Source organism: Xenorhabdus sp. NBAII XenSa04 (genome assembly GCF_963866145.1).
GTDB lineage: Bacteria > Pseudomonadota > Gammaproteobacteria > Enterobacterales > Enterobacteriaceae > Xenorhabdus > Xenorhabdus indica.
In genome coordinates this window covers 1-16,013 of record NZ_CAWMEB010000072.1, presented here as the reverse complement: position 1 = coordinate 16,013, position 16,013 = coordinate 1, and the positions used below count along the sequence as shown (strand labels likewise).

Annotated in this window: 12 protein-coding genes, 1 other RNA gene and 1 pseudogene; 8 read left to right on the top strand and 6 right to left on the bottom strand. The window is 40.2% G+C overall.

Going from position 1 to position 16,013, the window contains the following annotated elements; all coding sequences use genetic code 11:
• Positions 1–433 (bottom strand): pyridoxal-phosphate dependent enzyme (locus tag AAC147_RS03750; RefSeq protein ID WP_047685673.1); only part of this gene is annotated, 433 nt, incomplete at its 3' end.
• Between the two features lie 121 nt (positions 434–554).
• On the opposite strand from AAC147_RS03750, the gene AAC147_RS03745 reads away from it, so the two are divergent.
• The 5 genes from AAC147_RS03745 (at position 555) to amtB (ending at position 6,423) form a co-directional block, all read left to right on the top strand.
• On the top strand, positions 555–1,016 hold the full coding sequence (locus AAC147_RS03745; RefSeq protein ID WP_047685671.1) for an Lrp/AsnC family transcriptional regulator: 462 nt from the start codon (positions 555–557) through the stop codon (positions 1,014–1,016).
• Positions 1,017–1,083: 67 nt separating this feature from the next.
• Positions 1,084–2,832: a SmdA family multidrug ABC transporter permease/ATP-binding protein gene (locus AAC147_RS03740; protein WP_047685669.1), complete on the top strand. Its 1,749-nt coding sequence runs from the start codon at positions 1,084–1,086 to the stop codon at positions 2,830–2,832.
• The gene (locus tag AAC147_RS03735) at positions 2,816–4,609 is read left to right on the top strand and encodes a SmdB family multidrug efflux ABC transporter permease/ATP-binding protein (protein ID WP_047685667.1); all 1,794 of its coding nucleotides are present in this window, start codon (positions 2,816–2,818) and stop codon (positions 4,607–4,609) included. Before AAC147_RS03740 ends, AAC147_RS03735 begins: the two co-directional genes overlap by 17 nt.
• Before the next feature lie 179 nt (positions 4,610–4,788).
• Complete coding sequence (glnK, locus tag AAC147_RS03730) at positions 4,789–5,127, top strand: P-II family nitrogen regulator (protein ID WP_047685665.1); 339 nt, start codon at positions 4,789–4,791, stop codon at positions 5,125–5,127.
• 15 nt (positions 5,128–5,142) lie between these two features.
• A complete protein-coding gene (gene amtB, locus AAC147_RS03725) occupies positions 5,143–6,423 on the top strand; it encodes an ammonium transporter AmtB (protein ID WP_047685663.1) in 1,281 nt (426 codons plus the stop codon).
• Positions 6,424–6,545: 122 nt separating this feature from the next.
• On the opposite strand, the gene tesB is transcribed toward amtB, so the two are convergent.
• On the bottom strand, positions 6,546–7,415 hold the full coding sequence (tesB, locus tag AAC147_RS03720) for an acyl-CoA thioesterase II (protein ID WP_047685661.1): 870 nt from the start codon (positions 7,413–7,415) through the stop codon (positions 6,546–6,548).
• Positions 7,416–8,485: 1,070 nt separating this feature from the next.
• On the opposite strand from tesB, the gene ffs reads away from it, so the two are divergent.
• An RNA gene (gene ffs, locus AAC147_RS03715) (signal recognition particle sRNA small type) lies at positions 8,486–8,582 on the top strand.
• Positions 8,583–8,713: 131 nt separating this feature from the next.
• Here ffs and AAC147_RS03710 read toward each other — a convergent pair.
• The 4 genes from AAC147_RS03710 to AAC147_RS03695 all read right to left on the bottom strand — a co-directional run bounded on the left by AAC147_RS03710 (position 8,714) and on the right by AAC147_RS03695 (position 14,471).
• Positions 8,714–8,917: an HHA domain-containing protein gene (locus tag AAC147_RS03710; protein ID WP_010845060.1), complete on the bottom strand. Its 204-nt coding sequence runs from the start codon at positions 8,915–8,917 to the stop codon at positions 8,714–8,716.
• 46 nt (positions 8,918–8,963) lie between these two features.
• The gene (gene tomB / locus AAC147_RS03705) at positions 8,964–9,332 is read right to left on the bottom strand and encodes an Hha toxicity modulator TomB (RefSeq protein WP_047685657.1); all 369 of its coding nucleotides are present in this window, start codon (positions 9,330–9,332) and stop codon (positions 8,964–8,966) included.
• A gap of 775 nt (positions 9,333–10,107) precedes the next feature.
• Complete coding sequence (locus tag AAC147_RS03700) at positions 10,108–13,257, bottom strand: efflux RND transporter permease subunit (protein ID WP_047685655.1); 3,150 nt, start codon at positions 13,255–13,257, stop codon at positions 10,108–10,110.
• Between the two features lie 14 nt (positions 13,258–13,271).
• Positions 13,272–14,471 (bottom strand): efflux RND transporter periplasmic adaptor subunit, encoded by a 1,200-nt coding sequence (locus AAC147_RS03695; RefSeq protein ID WP_047685653.1) that lies wholly within the window; start codon positions 14,469–14,471, stop codon positions 13,272–13,274.
• Positions 14,472–14,622: 151 nt separating this feature from the next.
• On the opposite strand from AAC147_RS03695, the gene acrR reads away from it, so the two are divergent.
• Both acrR and AAC147_RS03685 read left to right on the top strand, forming a co-directional pair.
• Positions 14,623–15,273: a multidrug efflux transporter transcriptional repressor AcrR gene (gene acrR, locus AAC147_RS03690; protein ID WP_047685651.1), complete on the top strand. Its 651-nt coding sequence runs from the start codon at positions 14,623–14,625 to the stop codon at positions 15,271–15,273.
• A gap of 211 nt (positions 15,274–15,484) precedes the next feature.
• Positions 15,485–16,013: pseudogene (locus AAC147_RS03685) on the top strand (mechanosensitive channel MscK); the annotation flags it as partial.

Here is a 16,013-nt window from a genome sequence, read left to right as displayed (position 1 = left end):
AATGACCATTCAGTTCTTTTGCCAGGTGTTCTGATTCTTCATAAATCTGGGCTGAATGTTCTACAAAATGGCATTTACCGCCGTAAAATTCGATTTCCTGAATTTTGCGTTTAGCAGTACAAGCGGGCATCACTGCAATAAAAGGCAAGCCAAGTAAACGAGCAAAATAGGCTTCAGAAACAGCAGTACTACCGGATGAGGCTTCAATAATAGGAGTTCCTTCATCTATCCAACCATTACTGAGTGCATAAAGGAAAAGGGAACGTGCAAGTCGGTGTTTAAGACTACCAGTGGGATGAGTGCTTTCGTCTTTGAGATACAGATGGACTTCAGGAAACATGGGGAGGTTGAGTTTAATCAGATGCGTATCAGCACTGCGTTGATAATCAGCTTGAATAGATTTTATGGCATTGGTAGCCCATAAAGACGACATAAATTGACCCCAGATAAAATACATTTTTGACGTATATATTACTCTTACATTCAGAGAAATAGATTGTTATTTTTCTGATATTGCGTACTATTTTTAGGAAATATTTCTACAGGATATAGGTATGTTAGATAAAACAGACCGTAAGCTACTAGAGCTGCTCCAACAGGATTGTAGTTTGTCCTTAAATGCGTTGGCAGAAGCCGTTAATTTGACATCTACACCGTGCTGGAAGCGTCTTAAACGGCTTGAAGATGAAGGATATATTGTTGGAAAAGTTGCGTTACTTAATGGTGAAAAACTAGGGTTAGGTTTGACTGTAATTGTGATGATAAAAACTCAACAGCACAGTAGTGAATGGTATGAACAGTTTGTTTCTTTTGTTAAAGAGATGCCGGAAGTCTTAACATTCTATCGTATGGCAGGGGAATATGATTATTTAATGCACGTAGAAGTTGTTGATATGAAAAGTTATGATCATTTCTACAAACGCATGGTTAATGGGATACCTGGTTTGATTGATGTAACATCAAACTTTGCAATGGAAAAAATAAAATATACAACGGCGTTACCCATACCAGATTAGATAATTATTCAAATCTCTTTGGTGAAGTGGTCGCCGATCCTTTCATTTTTACCTCGGGAATAGGTTTGTGAGATTATTTTCTCAGTTAAGTTGGTATTTTTTCAGTGAATGGCGTCGCTATTTAGGTGCTGTCATTTTTCTGGTGATGATTGCGATATTACAATTAATTCCCCCTCGTTTGGTTGGAATTATTGTTGATGGCATCAGCGCAAAAACAATGTCGTCCAGTCAATTATTGATGTGGATAAGCGTTATGCTCATCATTGCACTGGCCATATATGGTCTACGGTACGTTTGGCGGGTATGGCTATTTGGTGCTTCTTATCGATTAGCTGTTAAGTTGCGCAGTGATTTCTATCAGAGATTGAGCAGCCAAGATCCTGAATTCTATTTACGTCATAGAACAGGGGATTTAATCGCCCGGGCAACCAATGATGTTGATAGAGTTGTTTTTGCTGCAGGTGAGGGAGTACTTACTTTAGTTGATGCCTTAGTAATGGGGTGTGCTGTACTTATTGTGATGAGTGTGGAGATCAGTTGGCAATTGACATTATTATCACTGTTACCTATGCCTATTATGGCGTTAGTGATTAAACGATATGGCCAACAACTTCACCATCGTTTCAAGTTGGCTCAAGGCGCATTTTCTACGCTTAATAACCACGCTCAGGAAAGCTTGACCAGTATTCGAATGATAAAGGCTTTTGGGCTGGAAGAACTACAATCCAGCCAGTTCGAAGAAGTAGCCACTGAGGCAGGACGTAAAAATATGCGTGTTGCACGTGTGGATGCACGCTTTGACCCTACTATCTTCATTGCTATTGCGCTTGCAAATTTATTGGCTGTTGGTGGTGGAAGTTGGATGGTTGTGAATGGTTCTCTGACATTAGGAGAGTTGACCAGCTTTGTCATGTACTTGGGGCTAATGATTTGGCCTATGCTAGCGCTAGCATGGATGTTCAATATTGTTGAGCGTGGTAGTGCGGCATATACACGGATCCGTAGCTTATTACAGGAGCCTCTGGTGATTGAGGATGGTTCACACTCTTTATCTGCTGAACGCGGGACACTGATAGCAAATATCAACTCCTTTGTTTATCCAAAGCATAGTGTACCTGTTCTTCGAGATATTCGTTTTCAGTTACTACCGGGTCAATTATTGGGAATTTGTGGTCCGACGGGGTCAGGAAAAAGTACGTTGCTTGCTTTATTGCAACGCCAGTTTGATATCGCTGATGGCGAAATACTGTTTCAATCCCGCAATGTTTCTACACTCAGGCTGGAAGAATGGCGATCACGATTGGCGGTTGTGAATCAGACTCCTTTTCTATTTTCGGATACAGTTGCAGGGAATATTGCCTTAGGGTGTCCTGATGCTACTCAAGAACAAATCGAAGAAGTAGCCCGTCTGGCGAATGTGCATGATGATATTTTGCAGTTACCACAAGGTTATCAAACCGAAGTCGGAGAGCGTGGAGTGATGCTTTCTGGTGGGCAAAAACAACGTATTTCTATAGCAAGAGCATTGCTATTAGATGCAGAGATTCTAATCCTGGATGATGCGCTTTCTGCTGTAGATGGTCAGACTGAGCACCGTATCATGAAAAATCTTAGCCAATGGCGGCAGCAACGTACTGTTATTATTAGTGCACATAGATTATCAGCTTTAGTAGAAGCAGATAATGTTTTGGTGATGCAAAATGGTGCGATTTCTCAGCAGGGGCAGCATAAACGGCTTATTGCGCAATCTGGTTGGTATTCAGATATGTACCATTACCAACAACTTGAAGCCGCATTGGATGGTCAATATGAGTAATACTGATATGGAGAAGTCTAATACGCGTAATTTTTGGTCATCGTTAAAACGCCTGTTGGTTTACAGTAAAAACTACCGTAAGCCAATTGGTCTGGCTGTATTGATGTTATGGATTGCTGCATTGGCTGAAGTTAGTGGCCCGATGATTATCAGTTATTTTATCGATAACATAGTTTCAACGGGCAATCTTCCACTTGATGTTGTTAGTGGTCTTGCGGTTGTGTTTTTGATATTACAGTTAGTGGCGGCTGCTTTACATTATTTCCAGTCTTTGTTGTTTAATCAGGCATCTATTGGCGTTATACAGCAGATCAGGACGGATGTCATGGATTCAGCACTACGCCAGCCTCTGAGTACTTTCGATAACCAACCTGTTGGGCAATTAATATCTCGTGTGACAAATGATACTGAGGTCATTAAAGATCTATTTGTGAATGTCATCCCAACAGTTTTTCGTAGTGTTGCGCTAATTGGGGCAATGTTGATAGCAATGTTCTTTTTGGATTGGCGTATGGCATGTGTTGCACTGACGATCTTTCCTGCTGTTTTTCTTGTGATGATAATTTACCAGCGTTTTAGTACACCGATTATTCGACGAGTTCGTGTGTATCTTGCTGATATTAACAATGTTTTTAATGAGGCTATTAATGGCATGGCTGTCATTCAGCAATTTCGTCAGCAAGCGCGCTTTGGTGAGAAATTGTTTGCCATTAATCGGGCTCACTATCAGGCGCGTATGCAGGCATTACGATTGGATGGCATTCTGTTAAGGCCTTTATTGAGCCTGTTTTCTACCGCAGTGTTGTGTGGTCTACTGCTACTGTTTGGCTTTCAGGGAACAGATTTTATTGGGGTTGGTGTATTGTATGCATTCATTAGTTATCTGGGACGCCTAAATGAACCATTGATTGAGCTGACAGCTCAACAATCCTTATTACAGCAAGCCGTGGTCTCAGGCGAACGGGTTTTTGAGTTAATGGATAGTCCACAGCAACAGTACGGTGTTGATCAACAAGCTTTGACGAGTGGTAGAATTGATGTCGAAAACTTAAGCTTTTCCTATCGTAATGACAAAGTTGTGTTACATAATATCAATCTGCATGTACCGTCACGGGGCTTTATCGCGCTTGTTGGGCATACAGGGAGTGGCAAAAGTACGTTAGCCAATTTGCTGATGGGGTATTACCCATGGCAAAACGGTGACATTTATCTTGATGGACGATCCGTGTCTTCTTTCTCTCATACTGTCTTGCGTAATGGTGTAGCAATGGTTCAACAAGATCCAGTCGTCTTGGCTGCCTCATTCTTCGATAATATTACATTAGGGCGAGATATTAGTGAGGAAAAAGTTTGGCAGGTTCTGGAAGTTGTACAACTGGCTGAGTTTGTTCGCAAGTTACCGGGTGGGATAAATTCAAGATTGGGAGAACAAGGAAATACTCTTTCTGCCGGACAAAAACAGCTTTTGGCAATGGCACGGGTTTTGGTGCAAACACCGCAAATTCTGATTTTGGATGAGGCGACAGCGAATATTGATTCGGGAACAGAACAATCGGTGCAACAAGCGCTACGGATGATCCGAAAACATACAACATTAGTGGTTATAGCTCACCGCCTTTCAACGATTGTTGAGGCTGATTCTATATTCGTGCTGCATCGTGGTGCAATTGTAGAGCAAGGTCAGCATCAACAGCTATTGGCAAGGCGTGGCCGCTATTACCAGATGTACCAGCTTCAACAGGTTGGTGAAACCTTAAATGAACCGCTGCACATTTAGTGTGCATATCGGGAGTGATTGAAAAGGTTACTCCCTGTCTTATATTTCCTATCTATACGAATTCTTTGTAACGATTTGATTAAAAACATTTTTAAATTCTTGGCACTCCCTTTGCAAATATCTTTGTAATGCGTTTCTACAAATATCATTTTACAAATACAGATAAAGACGGGGGGAGTATGAAATTGATCACTACCATCATTAAGCCTTTTAAATTAGAAGAAGTACGGGAAGCTCTTTCTGATATTGGTATACAAGGCATGACTGTTACAGAAGTAAAGGGATTTGGGCGTCAAAAAGGTCATTCAGAGCTTTACCGAGGAGCTGAATACAGTGTCAATTTCTTGCCCAAAGTAAAAATTGATATTGCTACTCATGATGAACGAGTGGAAGAAATCATTCATGTTATAAAACAAACTGCTTTCACTGGGAAAATGGGCGATGGCAAGATTTTTGTCTTTGAATTACAGCATGCTGTCAGGATCAGGACAGATGAAACGAATGATGCAGCACTGTGAATGGGGAGGTGAAAAATGAGAAAACAATGGTTTGCTGTTATCAGCATCATAGCAGGTGTACCTTCTTGCGCTTTTGCTGCGGGAAACTCGGTTGATAAAGCTGATACGGTATTCATGCTGATAAATACGATTCTTGTGATTTTTATGACGATACCCGGTATTGCTTTATTTTATGGCGGGTTGTTGCGTCGTAAGAATGTTTTGTCATTGATGTCACAAGTAATTGTAAGTTTTTCACTTGTTTGTGTGCTTTGGGTTATTTATGGATATAGCTTGGCTTTTGAGACGGGAAACCCTTTCTTTGGGGGATTAAAGCAAGTCATGTTGAAAAACATATCCATTACTGATTTAAGTGGCAGTTTTTATCAATTGATTTATGTCGTTTTTCAGGGCGCTTTTGGTTGTATCACTGTAGCTTTGGTTGTTGGGGCTTTGTGTGAAAGAGTCCGTTTTTCTGCCTTATTGATTTTCATTGTCTTGTGGTTTACTGCTTCCTATATTCCTATGGCTCATATGGTATGGGGCGGTGGTTGGCTGGCTCAGGACGGTGCATTGGATTTTGCAGGTGGAACTGTTGTACATATTAATGCTGCGGTTGCAGGTTTAGTTGGTGCTTACTTACTGGGTAAGCGTTCAGGATTTGGTAAGGAAGCTTTTAAACCACATAACTTACCCATGACGTTTATTGGCACAGCAGTTCTTTACATTGGCTGGTTTGGTTTCAATGTTGGCTCTGCGGGAGCCGTGAATGCTATTGCTGCTCTGGCACTAGTGAACACAATGGTAGCAACATCGGGGGCAGTACTGTCATGGATTTCTTCTGAATGGTTATTACGCGATAAGCCTTCTCTTTTAGGTGCATGTTCTGGTTGTATTGCCGGACTGGTTGCTATCACTCCTGCTGCCGCAACAGTTGGCATTGGAGGAGCTCTGGTAATTGGTGTGATTGCCGGGATCACTGGTTTGTGGGGAGTAGTGGTATTAAAACGTTGGTTGCGTGTTGATGATGTTTGTGATGTCTTCGGCGTTCATGGCGTATGCGGTATTGTTGGTTGTTTATTAACAAGTATTTTTACTGCTTCTGCTTTGGGGGGAACCGGATTTGTGGAAGGAATGACTATGCTAAGGCAATTTGGCATACAGGTTATCAGTATATTGGTGTGTGTTGTTTGGTCAGCCGTAACTGCTTATTTCTCATTCAAAATTGCTGACCTTGCGGTTGGGTTGCGTATTAGCGTTGAATCAGAAAGAGAGGGGTTGGATATTACTTCACACGGAGAAAGTGCCTACAACTGATCAATTTGTTTAAATATTCACCTTTCCATTTTTTGTTTTGTTGACGATGTTAGCCTGTTCTCAAAACATCCCAGGGCATAGTTTATCTATGCTCTGGAGTTTCTATATTGAGTATATTTTCTTCATTGGGTATGTTTTCGCTTACGGATCACACCCTCCTGAGCAGCAGAGGCAATAAGTAGACCTTCACGGTTATAAATATGACCACGAACAAAGCCACGACCTCCTGATGCTGAGGGGCTCTCAATTGCATAAAGTAGCCAGTCATCCATCCTAAATGGGCGGTGATACCACATAGAGTGATCAATAGTGGCAACTTGAATACCTTTCTCCATAAAATGAACACCATGAGGTTGTAATGATGTAGGTAAAAAATTTAAATCTGAGGCGTAGCCTAGCAGACAATAGTGAATAAAGAGTTCTTCCGGCAGTTTGCCATTGCTACGAAACCAGACATAATGAATGGGCTCTTCTGATGAATTATTAATAGAACTATGGAAATTAATAGGTCTTATTTCTAACGGTGGAGAAGCTGAAAACACACTTTTCAGTTTGTCAGGAAGTTGATGAGAGATATTTTTAATTATTTCTTGTTGAGGTGCTAACATTTCAGGAGGAGGAACCTTTGGCATCGAACCCTGGTGTTCAAAACCTTCTTCATGAGCCTGAAAAGAAGCTGTCATATAAAAAATAGGGTGGCCATTTTGTATAGCACTGATTCGGCGGGCACTGAAACTGGCTCCATCACGTAATATTTCAACATCGTAAATAATTGGTTTATGACTATCACCTGGTCGGAGAAAATAGCTGTGGAAGGAGTTCAGTATGCGCTCATCTGCAACAGTCTGCTTTGCTGCATATAGAGATTGACCGATAACTTGCCCACCAAAAACTTGAGGAAATCCCAAATCTTCACTTTGTCCCCGATAAATTCCTTCTTCGATCTTTTCCAGATGCATCAGGTTGATTAAATTTTGCAATGCCTGACTCATAATGTGCCCTTATTTTTGTAATATTAGGTAACCCTTTATATACCCGTCGTATTTCAAGCTTGCATCTTTGTTGGCTTCACTCGCTCCCCCCCAGTCACAGAACTTATCTATGCTCCAGCCTCTCACCGAAGACCAGCCTTTGGCTGAACAAATTCGTTCTCTTGCCCGTCGTGATGCATTTTGAAATCCATAGGGTATAAAACAATAATATATTAATTTCTGATAGTGTGTTTTATTTTATGAGGAAAATAAAAAATCCATTCAATCTGTAAATTTTTTCTTTATGTTTTCATCAGGAAATGAAAGAGAGTGTTATTAATTTTATCAATTCCTATTAAAGGATACGATAAGTATTAAGGTTTATTCTTATGTATTGATTTTTATGGCTATTTTTGTTTTTTATCAGAATTTTGAGGGTAAGTGACATGATGATTGACATGAGTATATTTTGAGAGATTTCATAAATTTCATTACATCATTTTAAATTGATATCTTGGCTACCGAATGTGTTTATTGATTATCATGTTTGTTAGTTGTTCCAGTCATTTTTATTGATTAGATATTTAGGTTAATAGCTGTTTAGATGTGATTAAACACAAATTTTTAAGCGCAATTCTTTAAACAACCATCTTTCAAACATGATGTTGATTAAATATATTTAAATAGAAAAGTATTAATGATCTATCTTATTAAACTATTTTATTTGTTATTTTTGTTAGGAATACGATTGTAACTCTTATGTATTAGTGCTTAAAGGATAGCATCTCTATTCTGGTTCTGATATTGAGTTTGTAATTAACTTGATGGTAATGATACTTAATCAAATGAATAGGTCTTGGTTTCATGAGGCTTGAGTTGTTTTGTTATTATATTTGAACAAATTGTCAGTGATGATATGAATCCATCTATAAGCTGTAGGCTGTTTTGTGTGTTAAAACAACTTTTTTGAAGATTTACCTATCATTGTGGGTAATAAATGGACATTTAAATTGGAGTGGCTTGCTATTTGAGATTGTATGAAAGATAATAGCCGCCGCTTTGGAGTTTGAAGCTAACGTCAATGGGGGCTCTATTGGTTCTCCCGCAATGCTAACTTGTTAACTTGGTCAGGTCTGGAAAGAAGCAGCCATAGCAGGGGATGTGTGTGCTGGGATGTCGCTGGTAGAGCCCTCACCCATTTTCAAGATGCGGTTTTTAGCCTACCATTTTTAACCCACAGTTAGTTTACATATCACCCAATATATGGGGAGCCGATAATAATTACCGGCTTTCACTACTTCCTATCTGATCACAGCAGCTTAGCGGACAAATTTCCAAACAGATGACGGGATTTTATCATAGAGTTTATTCATGGTTAGTTCAGCCAAGCGGTGATCAGCGGCGGAATAGAACAATTCTAGTTCATCGTCCGAAAGCTCATATTTATTTTTCTCAATTACACGTTCCAGTGTTTCAATAGAAGTGCATTTTCTCAAACGCATCAGATAGTCAGTTTTAGTCATAATCGCCTTATCTTATTTGGTATAAAAATAGTTAGGAATATATTTATCAGATTTTGCTTAAAGAAGCGTTTAAATCATGTAACAGAATGTTAGTTAAGTGTTTATTTGTTTTTTGCCACTTTGTCAGTTCAACAAAGCTTATCTTATCATTTCCAAACAAATTATATGTTTCATCCAGATATTTATCAATTAAGGTACTGAGGTTGTAGTTGTCAGTATATTTAATTTTAAAACTCCAAACAAACTCTGTAATGTGTTCGATAAATTCGTTTAGTCTTAAGCTTTTTTCAGAAGTCAGATCGTTTATCCAATGATTATCAGTGCGATTCAACACTGAAAATGCTTCGTGAATTAAATTTTCACATAAGTACTTTAATTCAGCAATATCATGTCTTTTTGGTGAATATTCATCCATAATCACCTCCCGTAAACAATGCACGGCTTATTTTGAGCTAAGGCTTATACATATCAATTATTATAGTCGTTCTTTTAGAATTAAGCCTATCAAAACATGATTATTATTTATTAATAATAAGTCTCTATATTTCTTTCGTTCACCAATCCGTTTTTTTAAAGGTGAGCAATTTACACTTAGTTAAGGCTAAAAGCTAGTATGCTACTAAAAATATGGATGTAAACACATATGACATCAAATATATTGGATTATACTAATATAGTAGATGTTATAGCAAGTAGGTACAAAAATCATTATATACCCTTCATCTTTCAAATTGCTACTTTTTTGCTGATTATAGCGTTGGCTGCGTTCACTCACATATGTTATCCAGGCACAGTTATCTAGGTATAGTTATCTATGGCTTCTGGAGGTTTGTGAGTTGTTTGTTATCACGCTGCAACTTGAATTCGACTTGGGTATGAGTAATTGTATTGGAACTTTCAAAATCGATATAACATCATTATTACATATATCATCATCAAGGGGGAACACTTTTTACCATTAAAGGTGTAATCAGAAGAAACAGATGTCAAGTTACCAACTTATCTCCCATTTATTATAAAAAACGTAAAGATATCACATTTTAAAAGTAGAGAATTTTTCATAAGTATTTATTTTAACTGTGGTAAAAGTGGTTTTTCCAAGTTGGATACAAGAGAGGATGTTTTGTTGTTGGTGTCATTGGGTTGATATAAAAGGCCACGAGTGTGGCCTTTTAAGTTAATTACTGGATTTATTGAGGAGATGAAATGTGTTTTATATCCTCATTTTTTTGGCTAAAACGGCGTCTAATTACAACAAAGAATACAGGGACGAAATAGATTGCCAGCGATGTTGCAGCAATCATACCTCCCAGTACGCCAGTTCCTACGGCATTTTGAGCACCAGAGCCAGCACCATTGCTCAAAACCAAAGGCATGACACCTAGCATAAAGGCCAAAGAAGTCATCAGAATCGGACGTAAACGCATCCTCGCAGCCTCCAGAGTTGCTTCTATTAGTCCTTTACCTTCCTTCTCCAGCAAGTCCTTAGCGAATTCAACGATAAGGATGGCATTTTTTGCAGACAAACCGATTGTGGTTAGCAACCCTACTTTAAAGTAGATATCGTTGTCCAGACCCCGAATTAAAGTTGCCAGCAATGCACCAATAATTCCTAGTGGTACAACTAACATTACAGAGAATGGTATGGACCAGCTTTCATACAGCGCTGCCAGACAAAGGAACACGACAATCAATGATAGAGCATATAGTGCCGGAGCCTGGTTACCTGATAGACGTTCCTGATAAGACATTCCCGTCCAGTCATAGCCAACACCCGATGGCAACTGTGAAGCAAGTTTTTCCATCAGAGCCATTGCATCACCGGTACTTTTCCCGCGGGCAGCTTCACCGACAATTTCCATTGATGGTAATCCGTTGTAGCGTTCCAGACGTGGAGGACCATAAATCCATGGTTCTTTAGAAGTATCTATGAATGCAGAGAATGGCACCATTTCACCGAAATAGTTACGGACATACAGCTTACCAATATCTTTTGGCAACATACGGAAAGCTGAATAGGCCTGAACATAGACCTTTTTAACCCGACCCCGGTCGATGAAATCGTTGATATAAGCACCACCAAACATCGTACTTAATGTTGTGTTGATATCATTGACGGAAACACCCAGTGCTTCTGCTTTCTCCTGATCAATATAGAAGCGGTACTGAGGAGTATCCTCCTGCCCATTAGGACGAACACTCGTGAGCATATCTGGATGTTGAGCAACCATGCCCAGTAATTGGTTACGTGCATTTATCAACGCTTCATGTCCGAGGTTTCCTCTATCAATGAGCTGGAAGTCAAAACCGCTGGAGGAACCTAATTCTACAATCGCCGGAATGTTAAATGCGAATACCATCCCTTCCTTGATTTGTGAAAAACGGATGTTAGCCCGGTCTAGAATTGCCGGGACTTTGTCTTTTGCTGCCTTACGCTCATCCCAATCTTTTAAGCTGACAAAGGCCAGCCCCATATTTTGTCCCATACCAGCAAAACCAAAGCCGTTTAAGGTAAATACAGATTGAACAACGTCTTTTTCATCGGTATAGAAGTAATCATTGACTTCATCCAATACTTTTTGTGTCTGCTCCTGAGTTGATCCAGAAGGTAGCTGAACCATTGCCAGCAGTACCCCCTGATCTTCTTGTGGAAGGAAAGAAGAGGGGATACGCATGAATATCAGAGCCATACCTGCGATCAGTCCAACATAAATCAGCAGATAACGCCCTGTACCACGTAGCATACGCCCTACACTATCGGTATAGTGATGTGTGCTTTTTTCGAACAAGCGGTTAAACCAGCCAAAGAAACCGGTTTGAATGCCATGACTGCCTTTAGTAACGGGTTTAAGCATGGTTGCACAGAGTGCGGGTGTCAGGATCAAGGCAACAAAGACAGACAATATCATTGCTGAGACGATTGTCACCGAGAATTGACGATAAATTGCACCGGTCGATCCACCAAAGAACGCCATTGGAACAAATACCGCAGAAAGTACCAGTGCGATACCGACCAAAGCACTTTGGATCTGCCCCATTGATTTTTTTGTCGCTTCTTTTGGTGAGAGCCCTTCTTCTTGCATGACGCGCTCAACATTTTCCACCACGACGATTGCATCATCTACGAGTAGTCCAATGGCAAGTACCATAGCAAACATGGTTAACGTATTGATGGAGTAACCAAATGCGGCCAGTACTGAAAATGTACCTAGTAATACGATCGGAACTGCAATAGTTGGGATCAGTGTTGCCCGGAAGTTTTGCAGGAACAGATACATGACAACAAAGACCAGCAGGATAGCTTCTGCCAGTGTTTTCACCACTTCGAAAATAGAAATCTTAACGAAGGGGGTTGTGTCATACGGATATACAACGGTCAAACCATGCGGGAAGAATGGTTGCAGCTCAGCCAGTACTTTTTTGACCGCTTTAGACGTATCTAAGGCGTTGGCACCGGTTGCTAATTTGATACCGAGCCCTGACGCCGCTTTACCATTGAATCGGGCGATGAAGCCATAGTTTTGAGCACCAAGCTCAACAGTGGCAACATCACTTAGACTGATTTTTGAACCATCCGGATTTACACGTATCAGGATATTGCTGAATTGTTCGGGAGAACTTAGACGTGTCTGGGCAATGATGGAAACATTCAGGCGTTGCCCAGGAACAGGAGGTGTTCCCCCTAGCTGACCGGCTGCAACTTGGTTGTTCTGATCTCTGATGGCCTTCATGACATCTTGTACAGTCATTTTATAATTGACCAACTTGTCAGGATCGAGCCAGATACGCATGGCATACTGAGTACCAAGCAGCATGGCTTCACCCACACCAGTAACGCGGCTGAGGGAGTCTTTGACACTGGCTCCGATATAGTCGGAGATGTCATCCTGAGTCATAGAATCATCTTCAGAAATGAAGCCCGCGACCATTAAAAATGAACTGGTTGTTTTATCAACGCTAACGCCTTGCTGTTGAACTTCCTGAGGTAACAATGGCATTGCCAGTTGCAGTTTATTTTGTACCTGCACTTGTGCAATATCAGGATCTGTGTTCGCTTCAAAGGTGAGTGTGATACTCACTTGGCCAGCAGAATCACTATTAGAAGACATGTACACTAAGTTATCGATACCATTCATATTTTGCTCAATAACTTGAGTGACTGTGTTCTGTACTGTTGTTGCGTCAGCTCCAGGATAATTTGCTGAGATAGAAATCGATGGCGGTGCAATAGAAGGATATTGCTCCACAGGTAATTTCATTATTGCCAACAGACCAGAAAGCATAGTGATAATCGCAATTACCCATGCAAAGATTGGTCGTTCTATAAAAAACTTAGGCATGAATCCCCAACTCCTTATTGAGATTTTTTGGCTGATTCAGTTTTAGTTGTTGTAGGCTTGGCATCCAAATCAACTTCCGTTGGCTGAACTGTTATTCCCGGCGCGATTTTCTGCAACCCTGTGACGATGACTCTATCACCTGCTTTTAAGCCTGCGGTAACCAGCCATTTGTTGCCAACGGCTTGAGTGGCATTGATAGAACGCAACTCCACTTTGTTATCTTTATCAACGACTAGTGTCGTTGCCTGACCACGAGGTGTTCTGGTCACTCCTTGTTGCGGAACTAAGATCGCATTTTTGCGTACACCTTCTTCCAGTTTGGTACGGACAAACATACCAGGAAGTAGTTCTTCATTCGGGTTCGGGAAAACAGCACGCATTGTTATGGAACCCGTTGTTTCATCCACAGTAATGTCTGAAAACTCAAGGTGACCAGTCTGGCTATATATTTTCCCTGCATCAGTGATTAAGTGAATTTTGGGCTTACCGTTTTCTCTCTGAACTGTGCCTTTTGCGATCTCATTCTTAAGCCGCAGATAGTCATCGCTGGATTGCGTGATATCAACATAGATAGGATCAAGTTGTTGGACTGTTGTCAAAGCATTTGCCTGTCCGCCAGAAACCAGAGCTCCTTCAGAGACGGTAGATTTACCTGCACGTCCTGAGATGGGAGAAGTGACTTTAGTATAAGCTAAGCTTATGCGGGCACTTTCCAATGCCGCTTTCAAAGATTGAACATCTGCCGCAGCCTGAGCATATTCGGAATTTGCTTTATCAAATTCCTGCTTACTGACATATTGCGTACCCAATAATGACTTATAGCGTTCAACAGTTAAACGAGCGACGCTTTCGTTTGCTTCTGCTCTGGCCAGATTTGCTTTGGCCTTACTGTAATCTGCTTGATAGGTTGCTGAATCAATTTGATATAAAGAATCTCCGGCATGAACATCACTGCCTTCTTTGTAGTTACGTTTCAGAATGATGCCACCGACTTGAGGGCGTACTTCAGCAACACGATAAGCTGAAGTTCTGCCCGGTAATTCTGTGATCACTGTCAGAGGTTCAGCTTTCAGCGTTACGATACCGACTTCAGGAACCTGCTCGCCAGCAGCCCCTTGCTGAAAATCTTGACTGTCATTACATCCTGAGAGAATGAAGCTGCCTGAAAGTACCAATAATATGGCCAGAGGCACAACCCCTCTGATTTTTCGCATAAGTAAACCTCAATTTTTCAATGTAAACTCTCGAATTGATGAGTGCTAACGAGTGAAATTATTACTTCATTGATGAGCGATGCTATAGTACAAACATACATGAATGTATGTAAATTAGCCTCGGTTAAAAAACAAAGTTTATGGCATAAAAATGGCACGAAAAACTAAACAGCAAGCTAAAGAAACTCGTCAACAAATTATAGAAGCTGCGATAAAGGTTTTTTCTGAGCGTGGCGTTTCTGCTACGTCATTATCAGATATCGCAATTGCAGCCGGTGTAACACGTGGCGCAATTTATTGGCATTTTAAAAACAAAACTGATTTACTTTTTGCTGCTTGTAAAATGCCCGAAAGCACAATAGATGCTTTTGAAAAAGAGTATCAAGCAAAATATCCCAATAATCCACTCCTTGTATTGAGATCTCTGTTGATTTTTCTGTTAAAAATGATGACGGGTAATTGCCAGAATCGTTTGTTAATGGAAATTTTTTTCCATAAATGTGAGTTTGTTGGAGAAATGTCTTTATTGGCTGAACAGATTCGGGAGGTATGTATTTCCGATTATCAAAAAATAGAAGACGTGTTGGCTGCTTGTATTCAATCGGGAGAGTTGCCTCATGATATCGATCCAAAACGTTCAGCTATTATGCTAAGAGCATTAATGACTGGGTTATTGGAGAATTGGTTATTTGCGCCGGACAGTTTTAATATTCAGGAGCAATCTGTATATCTGGTGGATAGTTTCATTGATACACTAAAATATAGCCATCACATGCGCCATATTGAAGAAAACAAATTTTGAATAACATGAGATAAATATGAATGGAATCAATTTTTATTATGGTCAGTAATTATATGCTCTCAAGAGCAGGTTCTTGACACTGAGCTGAAAAATAAACATAGCAGTGTTACCCGCACTTCAGTGCTATCATTCCATTATCTGCAAACGATGAGTAAATGAATTCATGGTTCCATTTAACCACTATTTGAGTGCAGTACTCAATAAGGGGGTCTTGTGCAATAAAAGACCTGGGATGCTGTATTTTCGCTTTTTAGGGCTGGTGAGCTTATTTATTCTGCTGTCATGCTTTTTTCATCCAGCTATGGCTGCATTCAGCAGTGATGTTCCAACGCGGGATGATATCCAGAATCAACTTAAAGTGTTAACCGAGCGTAAGGAGCATACAGTTGAGGAGAAAGCCTCAATAGTCGACTTAGAAAAAACGCTCTCTTTCTTTGATAAAATAGATCAAGTTAAGCTGGATTCTGAGCAACTTAAAAAAAATTTACAGGAATTACCACAGAAATCACAACAGCTCACCACTGAATTAGCAAGCCTGAAGAATAATTCCCAACAGAATGAGAATGAATATAAGCAAAATCTGGCTACTTTGTCTCTGAAACAGCTTGAAGCTAAACTGAACAATACACTGAACAATCTGCAAAAAGCACAGGACAATCTCGCCAGTTATAATAGTCAACTGATTGGGTTACAAACGCAGCCAGAAAGAGCACAAAATTTGCTGTACCATAATGTACAAC

Excerpts from the sequence above, each read along its gene's own strand:
- AAC147_RS03745 (WP_047685671.1), top strand. The coding sequence starts at position 555 with ATGTTAGATAAAACAGACCGTAAGCTACTAGAGCTGCTCCAACAGGAT.
- AAC147_RS03735 (WP_047685667.1), top strand. The coding sequence starts at position 2,816 with ATGGTCAATATGAGTAATACTGATATGGAGAAGTCTAATACGCGTAAT.
- glnK (WP_047685665.1), top strand. The coding sequence starts at position 4,789 with ATGAAATTGATCACTACCATCATTAAGCCTTTTAAATTAGAAGAAGTA.
- amtB (WP_047685663.1), top strand. The coding sequence starts at position 5,143 with ATGAGAAAACAATGGTTTGCTGTTATCAGCATCATAGCAGGTGTACCT.
- tesB (WP_047685661.1), bottom strand. The coding sequence starts at position 7,415 with ATGAGTCAGGCATTGCAAAATTTAATCAACCTGATGCATCTGGAAAAG.
- AAC147_RS03710 (WP_010845060.1), bottom strand. The coding sequence starts at position 8,917 with ATGACTAAAACTGACTATCTGATGCGTTTGAGAAAATGCACTTCTATT.
- tomB (WP_047685657.1), bottom strand. The coding sequence starts at position 9,332 with ATGGATGAATATTCACCAAAAAGACATGATATTGCTGAATTAAAGTAC.
- AAC147_RS03700 (WP_047685655.1), bottom strand. The coding sequence starts at position 13,257 with ATGCCTAAGTTTTTTATAGAACGACCAATCTTTGCATGGGTAATTGCG.
- AAC147_RS03695 (WP_047685653.1), bottom strand. The coding sequence starts at position 14,471 with ATGCGAAAAATCAGAGGGGTTGTGCCTCTGGCCATATTATTGGTACTT.
- acrR (WP_047685651.1), top strand. The coding sequence starts at position 14,623 with ATGGCACGAAAAACTAAACAGCAAGCTAAAGAAACTCGTCAACAAATT.